Raw genomic sequence first — 16,648 nt, forward strand, 5'->3', positions numbered from 1 at the left:
TATTCCGTTAAAACGAGGTCTAATTGAAAATCGTTCTCGTTATTTCCGCTTTATTTATAAAATAATAAAATAAAAAAGTGCAGCTAGCGCAAAGCGATAGTAAGCGAACCATGAGAGCCTGATTTTTTTCATCATGTTAATGAAAGTGACGACAGCTATCATTCCAACAATGAAAGCGGCAATTAGACCAATCAAGAACAGCGGCAAATCCGCCATCGTTAGAAAATCCCGGCTCTTGACAAGGTCAATGCTGCTTGCACCCGCCATGATTGGCACGGAGACGATAAACGTGAATTCCGCAGCAGCCTTCTGGCTGGTACCGAACAGCATGCCGCCTGATATCGTAGAGCCTGATCGCGAGAAGCCCGGCCAAAGGGCAAGCACCTGAAAGCAGCCGATGGCGAAAGCTTGCTTATATGTAATATCGTCGAGCTCCTCGGCGCTAGGCTTTCTCCTCACTCGATCGGCGATAATCATCAGTATTCCGCCGGCGACGAGACCGATCAAAACCTTTTGTGCTACAAAAAGTTCTCCTTTGATAAAGGAATGCAGCAGGACAGCGCAGATTCCAGCAGGTGCCATCGCAATGATAACATGTAAAGCATTCAATCCTGATTTTTTGCCGATATTGAAATTGAGCAGGCTTGCAAATCGCTTTCGATATAGGACAAGCACAGCCAGCACCGCCCCGAATTGAATGACCACCTCGAACGTTTTCGCGCGATCACCCGTAAATTTCAGCAGCTCTGCCGTCAAAATCAAGTGGCCGGTTGACGAAACGGGCAAAAACTCCGTCAACCCTTCCACGATGCCCATAATAATGGCATTAATCAAATCGCCCAACGCCCGATTCCCCCTCGTAAAAAATGATTCATACTCGCTCTATTCAAGCTTATGCATGTCCGTATGCGTCCATCTCATTTTCAATCAAATCGGTTTGAATTTCTATTTTGCGGATTCGGTTATCGTCTCTCTCGCGAATGATGAACGTCATATTGCCGTACGTCCACGGCTCTCCTACCGGCAGCTCCGGCATCTGATTAAACAGCCAGCCCCCAATCGAATCCACCTCTTCGCTCTCAAGATCAGTTCCGGCAGCCTCGTTCAAGTCGCTAATCAGCGCTTTACCGTTAACCAAATAACGCGACTGCTCAATGATCTCGATCTCCTTCACTTCATCCGCATCGAATTCATCACGAATTTCCCCAACAATCTCTTCAATGATGTCCTCGATCGTAATTAAACCGGCCGTACCGCCATACTCATCCAGCAGAATGGCAATATGAACACGTTCCTGCTGCATTTTGCGAAGCAAAATGTTGATCGGCATAACCTCGGGGACGGACATAACGGTCTGCAGCAGATTCGTTACTTCAACATTCCGGTCCGTGTCATAACGCAGAAAAAACTGCTTCGTATTGAGAACCCCGATGATGTTATCCTTGCTGCCCTTGGCAACAGGAAACCGCGTATATTGCTCCTTCTTGATCGTAGCCAAATTCTCTTCTGCAGATTGATCCGCATACAAGCAGATCATATCCGTTCGCGGCACCATGATCTCGCGAGCAAGCCTTTCATCGAAGGCAAATATCCGGTTCACGTAGCCGAATTCGCTCTTGTTGATTTTCCCGCTTTCGTAGCTTTCCGACAAAATGATGCGAATCTCTTCCTCGGAATGCGCCTCATGCTCGCTCGCTGGCTTTAAACCAAGCAGCCGCACCAAGCCATTCGCTGAGCCGTTAAGCAGCCATATGAACGGATACATCACCTTGTAGAAGACGATGATGATCGGAGCTGTCCATTGACTGACCTCCTCGGATTTAATGATCGCAAGCGTCTTCGGAGCAAGCTCGCCAAGCACGACATGCAAGTACGTCACAATAAGGAAAGATATGACAAACGACAATACGGAGCTTAACTCTCCTTCAATGTGAAGACGATCAAACAACGGATGCAAGATTTGCTCGACCGTCGGCTCGCCCAACCAACCGAGGCCTAGCGCTGTTATCGTAATGCCAAGCTGGCAAGCGGATAAATAACCGTCGAGCTTGTTCGTCACCTGCTCTACCGCTCTAGCATTCTTCATTCCTTCCGCTACCATCTGATTGACACGGCTTGAGCGCATTCGAATAATGGCGAACTCCGTCGCAACGAAGAAAGCAGTAAGTACGAGCAATAACGCGAATATTACAAGTTTTAAAATCATAGTTATCTCCCTCTTTTCGAATGGAGATGCTATTAGTAGCCTACCTCAACCGATGCATTAACGATATAGATCAAATCGTTCTTATCATCTTTGTCAGGAAGTACTACACCGCTGGTTGTCAGCATGCCGCCGTCCATCAGCTCAACAGTCACATGACCATAAGGCAGCACGGCTTTTACCTGTTCGATATCAAGAAGCTCATGATCGCATGGAAGCGCAAGCCTGACCCGCACCTTCATGTTATCGAGCGACCCGCCAGGCAGAACAGACCGCAGTCCGGGCATCGAATTGTGGTGAATCGCGTTTTGAACCGCACGCACCGATGCCTTCGTAATATTTTGACCGTGAAGATCGCATCCCATGCCTATTTCTATAAAAAATAAGTTGTCCACTTAAATATCCTCTCCCTTATTTATACATTTGATACATGCTAGCTCCATTACCAAGGCACATCATCGTTAGGTCCGGCGCCTTCACCTGCGGGCGTGTAGCTGTAACCGGAATCAGCGTCTTCAGGCGGCTTCCTGCTTCCAATGCGTGGCATAACATCGACCAAATCTAGCGGCTGTACCAGCTCGACAGGCGACATGCCTTTCTCAAATTGGAAGGCGTCTCCTTCGATCACGACAACATATCTGCCGTTATGCTTGGCAAAATGGATAGCATCGCCAAAATCGGCAAGCAGCCCCTTCACCGTTACGCTATCCAGCTTGAATGAAAACGGCAGATCCGGCTTTTGCTCGACAAGCGCTGCTGCAGCCACCTCTACTTGCTCCGGCGTCCACCACTCCTGCAGGTCGCGCTTCTCGCTTGCCGCCCACACCTCAACCGCATTTTCTTCCTCACGGCGCTCGGAGCTCTCATCCTCCTGCCACTTGTCGGCAATATATTGATGGACCATTTCGACTACCTGCTCACCCATAACCTCTGGCAAAGGCTTCTCATAGGAAACATATTTCAGGAAGTCCTCAAAATACCGCGCATGCGACGCCTGATGAATTTTCAGCTCCCAATGCTCAAGCATCCCCTCCTCCGGCATATGCGGATATTGGATGGACTTGATGCTGCGAGCGCTTATCGCCATTTCCACCTGCGAGATCAAGTTTTTCTCATCGGAAATTCTAGCGATCTTCGGCTCGAAATCACATTTGAGCAAAAACAGGAACGGCTCGTCGAAATACGTATTCAGCTTGGACAAGGCAATGATAAAGGCTCCGCCACGCACTGCGCTCGTATCCATATAAATCCGAACAAGCTCGTCCGCGATGCCGATAAAACGCTCCTTCGAGTCAGCGTCACGGAGACGTTGGAACAGGTTGTAGTTTTGGTTGCTTCCGAGCTCATAGCCGGGCTCTACCATAAAACGACCGATTTTGGTAGGAGCTCCCGCGGAGTTCGGGTTGCGCTCAACCTTCCTTTTGACGATACGCTTAAACTCATCATCCAAAAACTTCTGAATCTCGCTATCCTCGTACGTATCCTCTTCTAGTGTCTGATAATGCTTAAATCGCTTGCCAGATGAGGTTGCGCTCTCCTCTCCATCGGTATGAATAACGAAAAAAGATAAATATTGCATATTAAAATCCACGTTAATAATTCCTCCAAGCGGGCTAATGTCATCTCCTTAGGATAGCATATCTCTCCTCTTCATGACATCAGACGGGAGAACCTCGCACGCATTCGCCATCATCTCAAAGTTCGGAGAGGGGGGGGGCGTTAGCAGCATGATTCATTGGAACTGGAACTAGGGACGAGTCTGGAGCTAGCATGTAATTAAATAAGGTATGAAACTATTTTCAACCAATTTTCCGTTTTTAAATCAGAAGGACATGTAAGGATGAATATGAAGAGGCGTAATCGGCTGCGAGCAGAAAAAATCGCATTCCTTAAAAAGACGTTCATCGGGGGTATTATGTAACATAAAGCTGGAGGAATTTGCTAGAGGTAATCAAGGCTTGCTTTGGACGCTTCAAACACCATATCCTCTTCTCTCTTCCATATGGCTCAAACGGCGGCTTCACGCTTCCGGGTGGGGGCGTGCCAATCGTCTCGTTAAACGAACAGGACCGCCGATTTGATGCGCAAGGATTTGCTGGAAAAAGAAGCGGCTTAATATGGAGCTGCCTGATAACGGTAAGCCGGCGACCGCTCCGCATCATCGAAGCTGCGATGCCAGATGCCGTTCGTTGCGGGCGACATCGGCGGTATTAGCCATGACCAGCGCCCGGTCACTGCTCTGCCTTGATCCTGCTCCTGCTTCTCGAAGCGAAGGAACTGCTCGGCAGCCGTATGGTGATCGACAATGCTGATACCATGTTTTTTGAATGAGTGAAGCACGGCAGCATTCAGCTCCACTAACGCGCGGTCCTTCCAAAGCGAAGTATTTGTCGTCGTATCGAACTCGAAGAGCTTGGCGACGGTTGGCAACTGATTATAGCGATCGATATCCGATAGGTTTCTAGCCCCTATTTCCGTTCCCATATACCAGCCGTTAAACGGGGCTGCAGCATAAGAAATGCCTCCGATCTCAAGCTCCATATCCGATATAAAAGGAACAGCGTACCATTGCAGCTCCAATTGCTGAAAAGCGATATGGTCCGGATGCGTTAAGGGCACCTCGAGCACCGTCTCACTAGGCAATGGATACCACTTCGGCGCTTTCCCTTCCATCTGGATGACGAGCGGCAGCACGTCAAATCTTGTCCCTTCGCCGCTCCAACCGAGCTTCTGGCAGGCTTCAGTAAAGGCAAGCGATGCCGAGTCGCCAACGATCACATTATTTTTACGGTAACCCGCATAACGAACAAGCTGATGATTCCATATCCTTAAGCGGTTATGCGAATGGTTAGCCGGGAAAATAGTAATCGCAGGACGAATTCGTCCGCTATTGGTTGCATAGCTCATATGCTTGAAAATGCGATTTGCCGCATCGTTCTCATCCACTACATCACGGGCGTCAAACACTTCAAGCGTTTGCCAAAATAATCGGCCGATGCAGCGGTTGTTGTTCCGCCATGCCATTTTCGCGCCATGCTTAAGCTCTTCATAGGAATGCGAGTAGTAACCTGTACGCTCAATCTGCTCCAAAGCCTGCTCGATTCGGCGCTTTGCATCCTCTTCGCTCTTCCCAAGCTCATAGTAAGCTTCACCCAAAAAAGCCGTTGCTTGCTCAGCTATCTTTTTCGCCGTTGTCGTTGTCATCATCATTCGCCTCGTTCTCCGCTAGCTTTAACCATATTCTGCGCTTTCTATAAAGCATCGTAGCCGCTTCCGACACATCGTTCAGCATGCCTCGATTGATAAAAGCTCCAAATAGCATGCCTGCAATCGGGATCATTTGGAACAGCTTCTTCCAGCCAAAATTATCGCGGTAAACCGTGACAACCTCCCGCCAGCCCTGCAGCTGCGACATCATTTGATTGCTGCGGCTCGTTTTGTCGTAAGCGCTTAGCTCTTCCAAAATCGCTTTTTTTCCTACAATATCAGAAGAAGCGAATTGCATAACCTTAACGGCGAAGATGCGCTCCTCCTTGAGCTTGGGATCGAAGCCATAGCAGATCGCGATCTCTTGAATAATTTTTAGCGATAGACCAAGAACAGCCGGAATATCAACCGCCAGCGTAAAAATGCCGCCTATGCCTGTCGTCGCGCCTTGAAGCGTTGCAATCGCCGAGCGGCTTGAGGCTAACTGCTCCGCGCTTCTATTCATGACGGATAGCGGCATCGCTGCAACGTCGTTAATCGTAAGCTGTTCCTCTTCCGCATTGGAAGCGGCGGCCACCTTGTCCGCGTTGCGCTGCATGCGTCCGATGACCGAGCGTTCGGAAATGAGATATTTCCCTCCGGTTTGAATGTAGCTCCCAATCTCGTCTACCGCTTGTCCAATCTTCTCTTGAATAAACTTTGGCGTTACTTTGTCGAGCAGCATAAACGGCAGCCGTCCCAGCTTCTCCCAAAACCATATATCCTTCTGGCTGCTCTCCCATAAAGCAATCTCGCGCAAAGCAGCTTGCAATTGCTCTTCCGTATCGCTATTAGACTGCAACTTCATCACTCTCCTTCATCGTTGTAATACGCAGGCATTCCGCAATCGGATTCGTCGTTCACATTATTGATCCAATCTGCGTCCCGTAAACAACAGCATCACGAAGGAAAAAGCGATGATCGCAATCGTCCAAGCCCATGCCATCCCCGTTTCTCCAGTCTCCACCGCAATATAAATGGCAGTCGGAACCGTTTGCGTTCGTCCGGGTATATTGCCAGCGATCATCAAGGTTGCGCCAAACTCGCCGATGCTCCTTGCAAATCCAAGCAGGTACGCTGTCACCAGTGAACGCTTGGCTAACGGCAGCGTAATAAAGCGCAGCACCTGCAGCTCGCTTCCGCCAGCGGAGCGTGCTGCATCCTCCAAATGACGGTCTACAGATAGAAAGCCGACCTTCATCGTCTGGTAAACGAGCGGAAACGCAACAATGACCGCCGCGATAATCGCGGCGATCCATGAGAATACGATAGGTTGAGCAAATAACCATTCATAGGCCTGTCCGATCCAGCTTCCACGACCCAGTAATAGCAGCAGAATGAAGCCAACGACGGTCGGTGGCAAAACGAGCGGCAGCATAAATATCGTTTCTATGATGCTTTTTCCTTTAAAGGAATGCTGCGTCATGAAGCGAGCGGCCAGCATTCCGATTATAGCAACTATGATGCTTGCAAATAGTGATACTTTTAAAGAGAGCGCTACTGGCGGCAGCCATACGTCCCAATTCATGTCGCATGCCTCCGGTTAGACGTTATAATGCTCCCTATTATATCGAAGTTAGGCGTGTTCGCCCAGCAGAGATGTGAGATTTCCGCGATAAAACAGCTTTAACATATGCAAAGCACGCGTACAGCCGACATAGAGCAGCTTCGAATCAAGCGGCGTATACGCAGTATCGCTTGCATCGGCAATCAGCACCGCATCGAATTCCAGCCCTTTCGATAAATAGACCGGCACGACCGACAAGCCGCCGCCATAAGCGGGCTGCTTGCTCTGCACAAGGGATGCGTCCAAGCCGCTATCTGTCAAATGCCGATAAATTTCCTCGCATTCAAGCGCCGTACGGCCGATGACGGAGATCGTTTCGTATTCGCCCTTTGCTTGCCATTCCCGAACGGTGGCTTCAAGCGAAGCAAGCCATTTCTCGCTCGCAACCGGCTCTGCAGCCACGGCATCGCCGCTGCGGAATACAGGAACGGCAGGCTTGACGCCTCCGGTCATGCCGCCTAATATTTTGTTCGCGAATTCGATAATTTCCATCGTCGAGCGATAGCTTCGATTCAGCTCATAGAAGCCTATCTGCTCCTCTTCGAACAATGCGGTCAGCTCAGACCAGCTCTGCACGCCGGTATAAGCATGAATGCCTTGCTGCAAATCGCCTAGCACGGTCATTGATGCCGTTCTTTGGCAGAGGCGCAGCACTTCAAGCTGAAATGGAGAATAATCCTGCGCTTCGTCAATGACGATATGATCGAATGCCTGCTTCGGCAAGCCGAACAGCTGAAGCTGGATATAAGCTAGAGGCGCCAAATCCTCGGCTGCTGCGATTCCCTTTTTCAACCGGTCGGCCGTAGCAGCTGCAATGGCTTTTGGAATGCCGCCTGCAAGCTGCTTCCCGCTGAAGAGAGACGCATAGAGCTGGACAGATGTATAGGCCGGAATTTTTTTCGTATAGCTGTTAAACTTGGTGAGCGCCTTCGCCCGAATCTTCTTATCGACGATTCCCTTCATCTTCAGCTCCGACTCGAACCAACGCCGGATGCGGCTAACGAGCCGATCCCGCTTCTTCATAAGCGTCTCATCGCCATAATCGGTTTCGTACCATTCGCGCATGAGCACCGGAGACAGCTCAAGCCCGTCAATTGGCACAAACGAAGTAGTCGGTACGATTCGCTGCTCAAAATCGGCTATTCGCTCGTCGACAATGGCTTTAAAAGCCAAATTCCCTTTATAACGACCGGAAGCATGCTCGATCTCTTCGGCGGTCCGACGCTCTTCGAACCAATAAGCCATCGCATCGGAAGGATCGCTGACCGTTATCGTCTTCTCTAGCAACTCTAGCGACCAATCGCTAAAGGTCGTCTGCTGAATATCACCGACGCCGAGCTCTGGCAGCACGCCGGATATGTAGTCGAGAAACATGCGGTTTGGCGCGAAAATAATCATTCGCTCTGCTCGCATCCGATCGGCATATTGATAAAGAAGAAACGCAAGGCGGTGCAGCGCTACGGTCGTTTTACCGCTCCCCGCTACCCCTTGAATAAACAAGACCTTGTTGCGGTCCGCACGGATAATCCGGTCCTGCTCGCCCTGAATCGTCGAGACGATATCCCGCAGTTTATTATCCTTGTTCTCGCCAAGCCGATATAATAGAAATTCGTCAGTGACCGAGCCTTCCTCCTGGCCTCGTACGTAGCTGTCGACCAATCGGACAATCTCTCCCTGACGAATCATGAAATTCCGCTTTAAATGAACATAGCCTTCGATCTCTCCGTCAGGCGATTCATAGGATGCAGGCGCCTCGCCTCCTGTGAAGGAATAGAATACGCTGGCTGCCGGGGCACGCCAGTCGATGACGAGCAGCTCGTTGCTGCCTTGCTTGGCGACGCCTGCTTTTCCAATATATAATGGCTTCTGCTCGCTGGCAGGCAGCTCCTGAAAATCGATGCGGCCAAAGTAAGGCTCACGCTTCGAAATTTCAAGCCGCAGTCTCCGTTCCTCTTGCTGCAAATCGAGCATTTGCTCCGTAAAATCATCGCCTTTGTAGCGCGGGCCGATTGCTTGGAGCTGAGCCATAATGTCACGCAATGATTCTGTTAATCGTTCTTGCTCTTCTTGATAGGCACTTTGAACGGTTGTCATGTCAGTTACCTCCTAAGTTTTGGATGGCTGGAAAATAAAAAAGAGAAGCCCCAATATAACATAGGACGGCTTCTCAAAGCAATCAAGAGTTTACGATCATTCCAATGAGCCATACAGCTCCAATGATAAGCAATAAATTAAGACCAAACAGAAAAGGAATGCCTACAGTAAAGGAGCGATGCTTCGTTTTGTGACGCCAAGCTTTCATCGCAAGCCATGTGCCTCCCGCACCGCCGATCGCGCTAAGCAGAAAAAGCCGTTTTTCCGGCACGCGCCTCCTTTGCTTCTTGGCACTCTTTTTATCAACGCCCATCAATGCAAAGGAATAGCAGTTAATCAATAGCAAATAAACAATCAATATATAGATGGCCATAATCTAAGCCCACATCCTCTCTGAAAAAAAGCTGCCTCATTCAATGGGTGAGGGACCGAGAAAGGTCACGTATTTCTTGGCTTCGCCCGATTCGTCGGCACAGCTGAATAAGGATCATCCGGCCAATAATGCTTCGGGTATCGCCCTTTCAAATCCTTTTTCACTTCGAAATACGCATTCTCCCAAAAGCTTCTTAAATCTCTCGTTACTTGGACAGGCCGCTGCGACGGCGATAACAAATGAAGCGTGACCGGCAGCCTTCCCCTCGCGAGCATCGGAGTTTCTTTAAGACCAAACAGCTCCTGCAATCGAACGGCAAGCACCGGCGACTCCGGATCGCTGTAGTCAACCGGGATTCGCGAACCGCTAGGCACCATGATATGGGTCGGCACATGCTCATCCAGCTCTTGCTTTTGCTTCCAGCTAAGCTTGCCCTCCAGCAGCTGCAGCATCGACAGCCTCTGCAAATCCGAGCGGCTCCTCATTCCATAGAGATGAGGCTTCAACCATTGCTCGAGCGATTCCAGCAGCACCTCGTCGGAAGCGTCCGGCCAATCCTCTCCTGCAAGAGCCATAAGCTTCATCCTAGCCTTCAGCTGCTGCGCCTGCTTGCTCATCGGCAGCATCACAAAGCCTGCTTGTTTGATAGCCGCCAATAAAACGTCCGCCACCTGATCTTCATTCGGCTTCTGCAAGATCGATTCTTTCAGCACGATGGAGCCAAGTCGTGCACGCTTCCTCGCTCTGACCGCTTGGGCCTCAGCATCCCACTCCACGACATCCTCGTCCATGATATAGCTTCCCATATATTTCTCGATCATCGGCAGACTCAGCTCGGCAGCAAGCCGCATTCTGCTCTCAGAGCCGGCATCGTCCAGCTCGCAAGCGGCTAAATACGCCGACCGCGACAACGGCTGCAGCTCAGGCAGCACCGCGCCTCTGCCGTTCGCCAATACATATCGGCCGTCGCTCCGCCGCTGTGCGATCCGGTCGGGATATGCCAGGCCAAGAAGAACACCGAGCGGCACTTGATTTCCGTGCGGCTCGGAATGTTGAATGGGTGGCAGCTTCGAAACGAGCCGCTCCCATTGATCGGCTTGCGCCGCTATGCGGTAAGCGGCTCCGCTGCTAGGATGCTGCACGCTGCCGCCATGCGGGGCTTTGCTTGCTCCCGCCGCCCGACCGGTCAAGCGGTAAAGCAGCTCTAAGCGCAGCTGGACATCGACATTGCGCTCCTGAGGTAGAAGGTCGCGCTCGCTTAACAAAGCAGCAGCCTCGCATGCCACTCTGGCTGCACCCATTTCCGATGCTAGCAAAATCATGGCTCCAAGCCGTGGATGCAAACCAAATTGCGCCATCGCCTTGCCAGCTGCTGTCGGTTTCCCGCTGTCATCAATCGCGTTCAGCTGCCGCAGCAGCGCTTTGGCTTGCTCATAGGCTGCCGAAGGCGGCGGAGTTAGCCATTCGAGCTCGAGCGGATCTTGTATGCCCCAAATCGCAAGCTCTAACGCAAGCGCTGCAAGATCCGCCTCCAGAAGCTCAGGCGTGCTTTGCTCAGGCAAATAAGGATGCTCAAGCTCCGTCCAGAGCCGGTAGCAGCTGCCAGGTGCAAGTCTGCCCGCCCGGCCACGACGTTGGTCAGCCGACGCTGCAGAAACAGGCACCGTTTCCAGCCGCGTCATGCCCGTTCTCGGAGAAAACCTCGGAACGCGCATAAGGCCGCTGTCCACGACGATCTTAACGCCCTCGACCGTCAAGCTGGATTCCGCGATCGAGGTCGCAAGCACGATCTTGCGTTCTCCTGCCGAGCATGGAGCAACGGCTGAATCCTGCTTCTCCAGCGGCAAGCTGCCATGGAGCTCCTCAATCCGAATATCGGATGAAAGACCTAGCTCATTCAACTTTCTTGCCGTACGGCGTATTTCTGCGACGCCCGGCAGGAAAGCGAGCACATCCCCGTCATGTGCGCGCAATGCCTCGATAATCGTCCTCGCCATATAAGGCTCTATCGGCCAAGTAACTCTAGCTGGCGCGTAATGCGTCGAAACAGGGAACACGCGCCCTTCGCTGCGAACGATTGGTGCTCCTCCGAGAAGCTCAGCAATTGGCTCCGCTGCAAGCGTGGCTGACATGACGATTAAGCGCAATTCCTCTCGCAGCAGCTGCTGCGACTGCAAGCAAAGCGCAAGGCCAAGATCGCCGTGCAAATGACGTTCATGGAACTCGTCGAATAATACAGCTCCGACTTGTTCGAGCCCCGGGTCCTCCTGCAGCATCCGCGTAAGGACACCCTCCGTCACGACCTCGATACGCGTTCGCGGCCCAACCCGCGAGTCGAGCCTAACGCGGTAGCCTACTGTCTCACCTGCCTGCTCCCCTAGCGTTTTCGCCATAAATTGCGCAGCGGAGCGCGCAGCCAATCTGCGCGGCTCCAGCATGATGATCTTTTTGCCCAGGAGCCACGGCTGATCGAGCAGCGCAAGCGGAACCCGCGTCGTCTTCCCTGCACCCGGCTCCGCCACAAGCACAGCATTGGCGCCGCTGCGAAGCGATTCCAGCAGCTCAGGCAATACCGCATCAATCGGCAATTGCAGTTGATTCATGCTGATAACTCCTTTATCTGTCTCCATCTATTTCACGATTCGCAGCATTTGCACGACGGGCCTGTTGTCGCCCGGCAAGGCAGCTTCGCTGCTGAAAAGCTGCGAGGAGCCGTCACCATCTAGAAAAATACCGTCAACAAGCCTTCCTTCGCCAACACTTGCAACAATCGCTTCCCGAAAAACGGCCAGCGAGCCCTTCGTTTCACTCACGATGAGATATAAGTCGCCAGCCTGGTCATATACAGCTGCTGAACGCAACCGATCATCATCGGGAAACGGCGCTTGTTCCTTTAACGTTTGCTGAACCCACTGATCGTCAAGTCCAAGGCTCATACTAATGCCGCCCTGCGCCCAGAATCGCGTATGATCCTTCACCTTCAGCTCGGATGCATTGCTGACAACCTGTACGCTCAAGGCATCCGAAGCGCCGTCCCACACCAGCGTTCCGCGCGCATATTTCACATTTTCATTCCCTGTTCCGAAATTGCCAATCTCCTTGTTAACCGGCTGGCTGTCTACCATGCCTATGCTAAGCAGCTGATTGCCATAAAAAAATCCGCCGTTAATGCCCACCTTACCCGCAAGCGTAACGTTATTATTGATCGTCTCCAGCGTTACGTACGCAGGCTTTGTCTTTAGCACATGAAGCTTCATTCCATTAGAGGACATCTCTGAAAAATAGGTATAATGCAGGTTTTTCTCTGCAATTAACGGATCAGCAGCCGTTTTGTTGCCAAGTGCCATTATCATGAAATAAAGCATGATGCCAAGTAAAGCTACGATCCCTGCTAATATGCCGATAATCGCAAGAAGCTGTTTTTTGCTCATCCGAGCAGGCTCTTTCATTTCCATTTTCCTGCTATTCTCCTTGCCTATTATCATTTAAACCAACCCTTCGTTCGGAACCAAGCGTACATGCCTACGCCAATAACGAGCATAACCGTAATGACGGTAAAATACCCCCAGTCCCATTCCAGCTCAGGCATGTTGTGAAAATTCATGCCATAAATCCCTGCCAAAAACGTAAGCGGCATAAATATCGTCGTTATAACGGTGAGCGTCTTCATAATGGCATTCATGCGGTTCGAATTAAACGAGATGTAGCTGTCCCGCAGATCAGCCGTCATCTCCCTGCTGGAGTCCATCATTTCGGACAGCTTTAGAAGATGGTCATAAATATCATGATAAAAGGCCAAATAGGTGTTCAATCCTTCAATACGGTCCGAATTCGTCAATCGGTAAAGCAGGTCACGCATCGGCACAATCGTTTTGCGAAGTCTTAGCAGACGGGAACGAATGTTGAAAATATCGCTCATCGCCGTCTTGCTTTGCATCTCGTCGCCTCCGATCTCCATATCGAGCAGCTGGTCCTCCAGCTCATGAACGGCGGGGAAATATTGATCCACCAGCTTGTCCATAACTAAGTATGCTGCAAATAGCTGGCCGTGATCGCCTATTTTTGAGCTGCACATCAGCTTCGTCCGCGCTTCGTCGATTTCAGGGGAAGGCTCATAATGAAAGGTTACAATAAATTGCGGACCGAGAAACATATTGATTTCGTTTACGGTCAACGTCTTCCGCTCAACCTCATGCAGCACGAAAAAATGCACATCATCATAATGATCGATTTTGGGACGCTGCAGCAAATGGTAGCAATCCTCTATCGCCAGCGGATGGAAGTGGAAAAACGAATCGAGCAGCCTGCATTCCTCTTCCTTCGGATTGTTGAAATCAACCCAATACCATTCAAGGTCAGCGGACTTCAGCTCTTCAATCGTCAAATCCGTCAACCATTCCTTTTGTTTCGTGTAGCCAATAATCCGTATCACGGGATACATCCTCCCATTCGCAATGCTAAATCGTTAATCATAGATTGTTCAACTTATCCATTTTACATGAAATTAGAGTTGATTTAATAGTGATTCGACTATTTTTTTGAATCAAGTGCAGCTCGATCTCCCTAATAAAAGAATGCTGTCCCCTAATGCGAGACAGCATTTCATCAAAATTATGTAACTATATCTTTCCGTTTTCGTCCAGCTTAAACATTCGAATTTCTTCCTCAAGCCGTTCTGCCAGCGCATTTAAATGCTCGGCGGACTGCATGATTCCCTCCATGACTTGCAGCTGCCCTTTATAGGTTGATGCTGCTGATTGAATATGTTTGGCCGATTCCTCCGAGATGGAGGCCATATCATCAACGGTTGCGGTTACTTCCTGTACGCTTGCAGAAAGTTCTTCGGCCGTCGCTGAGACATCTTCAGACCGGCTCGTGACGGATTGAGTCGAAGATACGATTTTGCCTAACGATTCACCTACTTGATTGACGACTTCAACGCTTTCCTGAACAAAGCTCGAATTAGCCGTCATCGAGGAAACCGCCATTTCCACATGCGCTTGAATTTCTTGAATCATCATTAAGATCCGATCGGAAGACGCTTTGGACTGGATCGCCAGCTTACGAATTTCTGCTGCAATCACCTGAAAGCCTCTCCCGTGTTCCCCTGCGCGGCTAGCTTCAATTGATGCATTCAACGATAATATATTCGTTTGATTGGAAATATCGGTAATAAAAGAAGCAAAGGTTCCGATTTCGGCAGACCGGGCATGCAGGATTTGAATAACTTCCTTCGTACCAAGGGTAGATGTCAAAAGGTTGTTCATTTGTCCAATAACCATTTGAATATGACTTTTGCCTTGCTGAAGCTGTGCTAATGTGTCATGTGAGGAGCTTGCTATATCTCCGATCGATTCTGCAATCCGCTGTACGCCATTCGCCATCTCGCTTAATGCGACTGCGCCTTGATGGGCTCCAATCGCTTGTTGGCTAGCCCCGCTGCTTATTTCATCTAGCGTATGATTAAACACATCCGCCGATTGCTTCGTAACGGCTACGTTTTCATTAAGCTTTCTTCCTGAGTCCGTGACTTCAGAGGATACGCTATGAATACATAGCACCAGCTTGCGCAATTGTTCCATCAGATGATTCATCTCAGAAGAAAATCGCCCGATTTCATCCTTGCTTCTGCTATCGAACTCCTCCGTCAAATCTACGCGGCCGCTTGCGAACATGCTCTTCGTCTTCGCAGTCAATCGGTTCATTTTAGCTTTTACCAATATTAAAGATAGAATCAGCAGCACCACCATAATAATAACGAACATATACAAGTATTGGATTAAAATTTGCATACGCTGATTAGCAATGGTTTTATCAGCTATCTGTTTGGATATCGCAACCCGTACAGCTCCCCAATGCTTTCCGTCAAAATATAGAGGAGATGAAATATCCCACATCGTAACAATTTTGCCGTCTATCAATCTGGGGTAGGTTTGCACCAATGGCTTCTCTCTATCGGTGACAGCCGCTGCGTTATAGCCTGTGACATCGTTAAATATCCGGTTAGCTCTGTATTTTTGACTAATAAGCCCCACGCTTCCCCACTTATCCTCGGATTCATCGTCAACAGGGCTATACACCGTATTATGTGTGGGGATGTAGCCTGCCGCTTCCTTCTTATCGGAGAAAAAAACGGGAAGCGCGAAAACGACATTCTCGCTACGCAAATAACTGTCGATTACGCCTTGCCAACGCTGATCCGTATAGGCATCAAATACGCTTTCGTACTTTAATTCATACTTCCATAAAGGGATTTCAGATCCGTCAAACAAGGTTTGCTTTGCAGCCGCGTACTCCGGATCCTTCAGACGGATTTGGGCTGCCGTTTCGCTTTCCGGTATTACAGACAGCCTATCGTCAAATAACCATTGCTTCAACTGAGCACCTGAGATGTATTTGCCATCCTTAAGCGTGACGCCGTTGCCTAGGTCCTGCTGGACTATGCTTTCGATTGTTCCTGCAAGCGATAAAGTAAGGCTGATTCCCTTGTCCTTAAATTGCGAATTAATAGGAGCACTAACTTGACCATACCGCCACGCGAATAAGGATGCAAATAAAACTAGCATGAAGAGACCTGTTATCCATAGAAACTTTCCTGTTATTGATTGAAGTCCCAAATACTTAGAAAGCGTTTTCACAATACTCCCCCTGCATATAAATTGGATAATCTCTTATATATTTGCAAGAGTAGTATATAATGAAACATTTTGTATGTCGACATGTTTCGACACAATTATTCGCAAATTGTAAAAATACAAGAATAGATGAAATTAACCTATCTTTATTGGCTAAATCATTCCTACGCACTTAAGATGGCTCTATGCGCAGCAGAACGCAGCAGCGCGTCTTTTCATGCCGCATCGCAAACTATCAAGCAAAAGAAAAAACCGCTTGTACCAAGCGGTTTTTCGTGTATTCATGTTCGATTGCTGCTTCATTTCGTTAGCACCATATGGCGCGGATTTGATGCTAACACATCAATGGTCAATTTAGCATCGCGGGGAAAGGATTGGTCCAGCCATCCGCGCAATCTTTCTTCAAGTTGTTGAATGGTCATCGGATTACGACTGCCTTCATCATGAATAAGTGCCTTATTCATTTGAGCGAGAATCCATGCATCTGACTCTGCTGCTTTCCGAATCAAAATATCCAATTTGCTCACCAC

Annotated in this window: 14 protein-coding genes; all 14 read right to left on the reverse strand. The window is 49.7% G+C overall.

Features of this window, described 5'->3' with window-relative positions:
* Window positions 1-54: 54 nt before the first annotated feature.
* The 14 genes from HI950_RS05730 to HI950_RS05795 all read right to left on the reverse strand — a co-directional run bounded on the left by HI950_RS05730 (window position 55) and on the right by HI950_RS05795 (window position 16,636).
* The gene (locus HI950_RS05730) at window positions 55-843 is read right to left on the reverse strand and encodes an undecaprenyl-diphosphate phosphatase (protein WP_169082947.1); all 789 of its coding nucleotides are present in this window, start codon (window positions 841-843) and stop codon (window positions 55-57) included.
* Between the two features lie 49 nt (window positions 844-892).
* Window positions 893-2,206: a hemolysin family protein gene (locus HI950_RS05735; RefSeq protein ID WP_169082948.1), complete on the reverse strand. Its 1,314-nt coding sequence runs from the start codon at window positions 2,204-2,206 to the stop codon at window positions 893-895.
* Window positions 2,207-2,238: 32 nt separating this feature from the next.
* On the reverse strand, window positions 2,239-2,598 hold the full coding sequence (locus HI950_RS05740) for a Lin0512 family protein (RefSeq protein WP_169082949.1): 360 nt from the start codon (window positions 2,596-2,598) through the stop codon (window positions 2,239-2,241).
* A gap of 47 nt (window positions 2,599-2,645) precedes the next feature.
* Complete coding sequence (locus tag HI950_RS05745) at window positions 2,646-3,794, reverse strand: DUF3900 domain-containing protein (RefSeq protein WP_187768039.1); 1,149 nt, start codon at window positions 3,792-3,794, stop codon at window positions 2,646-2,648.
* A gap of 521 nt (window positions 3,795-4,315) precedes the next feature.
* Window positions 4,316-5,413 (reverse strand): nitric oxide synthase oxygenase, encoded by a 1,098-nt coding sequence (locus HI950_RS05750; protein WP_411268071.1) that lies wholly within the window; start codon window positions 5,411-5,413, stop codon window positions 4,316-4,318.
* Complete coding sequence (locus HI950_RS05755; protein ID WP_169082950.1) at window positions 5,376-6,257, reverse strand: EcsC family protein; 882 nt, start codon at window positions 6,255-6,257, stop codon at window positions 5,376-5,378. Before HI950_RS05755 ends, HI950_RS05750 begins: the two co-directional genes overlap by 38 nt.
* 57 nt (window positions 6,258-6,314) lie before the next feature.
* Window positions 6,315-6,977, reverse strand: coding sequence for a molybdate ABC transporter permease subunit (modB, locus tag HI950_RS05760; protein WP_169082951.1), 663 nt, complete (start codon window positions 6,975-6,977; stop codon window positions 6,315-6,317).
* Between the two features lie 48 nt (window positions 6,978-7,025).
* Window positions 7,026-9,110, reverse strand: coding sequence for a HelD family protein (locus tag HI950_RS05765; RefSeq protein WP_169082952.1), 2,085 nt, complete (start codon window positions 9,108-9,110; stop codon window positions 7,026-7,028).
* Window positions 9,111-9,192: 82 nt separating this feature from the next.
* Window positions 9,193-9,483 (reverse strand): DUF1294 domain-containing protein, encoded by a 291-nt coding sequence (locus HI950_RS05770; RefSeq protein WP_191296711.1) that lies wholly within the window; start codon window positions 9,481-9,483, stop codon window positions 9,193-9,195.
* Between the two features lie 65 nt (window positions 9,484-9,548).
* Entirely contained in the window at window positions 9,549-12,086 is a 2,538-nt protein-coding gene (gene hrpB / locus HI950_RS05775; protein ID WP_187768040.1) for an ATP-dependent helicase HrpB, read from the reverse strand.
* A gap of 27 nt (window positions 12,087-12,113) precedes the next feature.
* Window positions 12,114-12,938, reverse strand: coding sequence for a hypothetical protein (locus HI950_RS05780; RefSeq protein WP_169082953.1), 825 nt, complete (start codon window positions 12,936-12,938; stop codon window positions 12,114-12,116).
* 26 nt (window positions 12,939-12,964) lie between these two features.
* Window positions 12,965-13,915 carry a magnesium/cobalt transporter CorA gene (gene corA, locus HI950_RS05785; RefSeq protein WP_169082954.1) on the reverse strand — a complete coding sequence of 317 codons (951 nt, stop codon included), beginning with the start codon at window positions 13,913-13,915 and terminating at the stop codon, window positions 12,965-12,967.
* 187 nt (window positions 13,916-14,102) lie between these two features.
* Window positions 14,103-16,121 carry a methyl-accepting chemotaxis protein gene (locus tag HI950_RS36640; protein ID WP_169082955.1) on the reverse strand — a complete coding sequence of 673 codons (2,019 nt, stop codon included), beginning with the start codon at window positions 16,119-16,121 and terminating at the stop codon, window positions 14,103-14,105.
* Window positions 16,122-16,417: 296 nt separating this feature from the next.
* Complete coding sequence (locus tag HI950_RS05795; RefSeq protein WP_169082956.1) at window positions 16,418-16,636, reverse strand: hypothetical protein; 219 nt, start codon at window positions 16,634-16,636, stop codon at window positions 16,418-16,420.
* Window positions 16,637-16,648 lie beyond the last annotated feature (12 nt).

The sequence above is a fragment of the Paenibacillus sp. PL91 genome (assembly GCF_012935325.2).
Taxonomy (GTDB): Bacteria; Bacillota; Bacilli; order Paenibacillales; family Paenibacillaceae; genus Pristimantibacillus.

Excerpts from the sequence above, each read along its gene's own strand:
- modB (WP_169082951.1), bottom strand. The coding sequence starts at position 6,977 with ATGAATTGGGACGTATGGCTGCCGCCAGTAGCGCTCTCTTTAAAAGTA.
- hrpB (WP_187768040.1), bottom strand. The coding sequence starts at position 12,086 with ATGAATCAACTGCAATTGCCGATTGATGCGGTATTGCCTGAGCTGCTG.
- HI950_RS05765 (WP_169082952.1), bottom strand. The coding sequence starts at position 9,110 with ATGACAACCGTTCAAAGTGCCTATCAAGAAGAGCAAGAACGATTAACA.
- HI950_RS05770 (WP_191296711.1), bottom strand. The coding sequence starts at position 9,483 with ATGGCCATCTATATATTGATTGTTTATTTGCTATTGATTAACTGCTAT.
- HI950_RS05750 (WP_411268071.1), bottom strand. The coding sequence starts at position 5,413 with ATGATGATGACAACGACAACGGCGAAAAAGATAGCTGAGCAAGCAACG.
- HI950_RS05780 (WP_169082953.1), bottom strand. The coding sequence starts at position 12,938 with ATGGAAATGAAAGAGCCTGCTCGGATGAGCAAAAAACAGCTTCTTGCG.
- HI950_RS05735 (WP_169082948.1), bottom strand. The coding sequence starts at position 2,206 with ATGATTTTAAAACTTGTAATATTCGCGTTATTGCTCGTACTTACTGCT.
- HI950_RS05755 (WP_169082950.1), bottom strand. The coding sequence starts at position 6,257 with ATGAAGTTGCAGTCTAATAGCGATACGGAAGAGCAATTGCAAGCTGCT.